Source organism: Brevibacterium picturae, assembly GCF_030453725.1.
Taxonomy (GTDB): Bacteria; Actinomycetota; Actinomycetes; order Actinomycetales; family Brevibacteriaceae; genus Brevibacterium; species Brevibacterium sandarakinum_A.
In genome coordinates this window covers 1-1857 of record NZ_JAKDJU010000319.1, presented here as the reverse complement: position 1 = coordinate 1857, position 1857 = coordinate 1, and the positions used below count along the sequence as shown (strand labels likewise).

At 60.6% G+C, this 1857-nt stretch carries 3 protein-coding genes; 2 read left to right on the top strand and 1 reads right to left on the bottom strand.

The features are described from left to right. A partial coding sequence (locus L0G76_RS16000) for a hypothetical protein (protein ID WP_304358113.1) occupies positions 1-619 on the bottom strand: 619 nt, incomplete at its 3' end. 307 nt (positions 620-926) lie between these two features. Here L0G76_RS16000 and L0G76_RS15995 point away from each other — a divergent pair. Together L0G76_RS15995 and L0G76_RS15990 are read left to right on the top strand one after the other, a co-directional pair. Then, positions 927-1409, top strand: coding sequence for a CarD family transcriptional regulator (locus tag L0G76_RS15995; protein WP_092106096.1), 483 nt, complete (start codon positions 927-929; stop codon positions 1407-1409). Next, the coding region (locus L0G76_RS15990; RefSeq protein ID WP_369696203.1) for an IspD/TarI family cytidylyltransferase at positions 1367-1857 on the top strand (491 nt) is incomplete at its 3' end. The genes L0G76_RS15995 and L0G76_RS15990, both read left to right, overlap by 43 nt.

Genomic DNA, 1857 nt, shown 5'->3' with positions numbered 1-1857 from the left:
CACCTGCCACTGACGCGCCCTGCTCACCCGTCTGGCCGGTTTCGTCCGTCTGGCCGGACGCGTCTGCCTCGCCGGTCTGCGATGACCCTTCGGCAGACTGCGTTGCGTCTTCGCTGGGTGATTCCGACGGCTCCTCGGTGGGAACGTACTGTTCGTAGTACGGGAGTGCGTTCGACAGGACCTGGGTCCGGATCGTCTTCTCGTCGTCGCCGACCGTGACGGTGACGTCGGCCAGGTCGCCGGGCTGCGCCTTGAGGCTGTCGACGGTGATGGGCTCCGATGAGTCCGAGGAAGGGCTCTCAGGATCCTGCACGAAGGTCTCGCCGGCCTTGACCGACTCCGTCGCCTTTTTGCCGCCGACGTCGAAGGACACCTTGGCAGAGGAGTCGCCCTTGTTGATGAGTGTGAAGAACAGCTGGGCCGGACCCTCGCCGGACTCGTCCATGATGAGCATCAGACCGCGAACCTCGACGTCTCCGATCGATCCCCATGCACCGTCACCGGCGTTGTAGCTGTACTCAGCGGTCTGGTGCGGTGACAGCAGGCTTGCACATCCGCTGACGGGAATGACGAGAGCGAGTGCGGCAACTGCGAGTGCCGCGCGGTTGTGCCGTTTCATTATGCTCCTTGAAGTGGCAATACAAGATCAATCTGTATACTACCCGGTTTTTGACCGGCCGTAGAACCGGAAATGAGGCCGGACGCGTTCCGGTCGAAGGGCCTGAGCAAGGCTGAGCGCGATTCGGACAGGGAGCCCGGGCGGGGCTGCAGCAGTTCTGACTGTGTGATTGCCGACATCGCCCGAGATGAGGCCCTGGGCGCTGAGCCGCACAGCGGAGCCTAGCACGAAGAATCCGTAGCCTGAACGATTTCTGTGGCGCGCCTCATGGTAAACTGGAAGTCCGCGAAAGGGGTTTGAAGAGAATATGAGTTTCCAGGTCGGCGACACTGTTGTCTATCCACATCACGGTGCAGCGACAATCCAAGAAATCAAAAAACGAACCATTAAAGGTGAGGAGAAACTGTATCTCAAGCTCCAGGTCGCCCATGGTGATCTAGTGATCGAGGTGCCGGCTGACAACTGCGATCTCGTCGGTGTCCGGGATGTCGTCGGTGAAGAAGGTGTGGAGAAGGTCTTCAACGTCCTCCGTGCCGAATTCGTCGAAGAGCCGACCAACTGGTCTCGTCGCTACAAGGCGAATCTTGAGAAGCTGCAGTCTGGTGACGTGATCAAGGTCGCCGAAGTCGTTCGTGACCTCTGGCGTCGCGAGCAGGACCGCGGCTTGTCGACCGGTGAGAAGCGCATGTTGTCCAAGGCTCGTCAGATCCTCGTTTCCGAACTCGCGCTGGCCGAGAAGAAAGAGGAATCCGAAGCCGAGGCCATTCTGGACGAAGTGCTCGCGTCCTGAGTACCTGCGTCATCGTTCCGGCCGCAGGGTCGGGATCGCGCCTCGGCAGTACGGATCCGAAGGCCTTCGTTCGGGTGAACGGGAAGAGTCTTCTGGTTCGCAGTCTCGAGACGATCATCTCCTCGGGAGTTGCCTCCACAATTGTGGTTGCCGCTCCCGAGGAGTTTTTGATGCAGGCCCGCAGCGAGATCGATTCCATTTCGAGATCGGCACGGAGAGGTTCAAGTTCTGGGGATTGGGGAATTCAAATCACGGCTGTAGCGGGCGGAAATGATCGAATAGAATCCGTGCAATCGGCCTTGCAACATGCCGGGGTCGCCGACATCGTGCTCGTCCACGATGCCGCCCGTGCGTTGACACCACCCGTGGTCTTCCGCCGCGTAGTCGCAGCCGTCCGCGCAGGCGCCGAGGCTGTCGTCCCCGTGCTGCCCATGACCGACACCGTCCG